At 73.8% G+C, this 424-nt stretch carries 1 protein-coding gene; it reads right to left on the bottom strand.

Annotation, left to right across the window (positions count from 1 at the left end):
* Positions 1 to 424, bottom strand: a 424-nt coding sequence (locus ACEN88_RS34370) for a hypothetical protein (protein WP_413346881.1), incomplete at both ends; no start/stop codon positions are given.

Here is a 424-nt window from a genome sequence, read left to right as displayed (position 1 = left end):
GCACCAGCGGCAGGCGGTCGGTGCCGCCGAACGTGTTCAAGGGCGGCGCGGCGGGCGGGTCGACGGGCACGCGGATCCCGCTCCACAGCTTGCGCTGGCCGCCGCGCACCGTCACGACGATGTCCACGTCGATCCGGATGCCGGGGCTGTGCGGATCGCCCGGGCCCAGGCCGAACGGGTTGGTCAACAGGATACTCACGTCGTTCGTGCCGTCCGCCAGCGCCGCGCCGCCGTCGCCGCGCACGAACGACGGCTGCTTGCCGATGCTCGCGATCTCGGCGAAGCGGCGCGCGTACACGCGGATATGCGCATCCTTCGGTGCGGCCGCAGCCTTCACGGTGAAGACGACGTCGGGCGACGTGGGACCGGCCCACGCGGCGCTCGCGCCCTGGCCCGGCGACACGTTCGTGGCCGCACCCGGTCC

This window comes from Massilia sp. CT11-108 (assembly GCF_047302915.1).
GTDB lineage: Bacteria > Pseudomonadota > Gammaproteobacteria > Burkholderiales > Burkholderiaceae_D > Telluria > Telluria orientalis.
The sequence above is the reverse complement of the archived record's forward strand: the minus strand, read 5'-3'. Positions and strand labels throughout refer to the sequence as shown.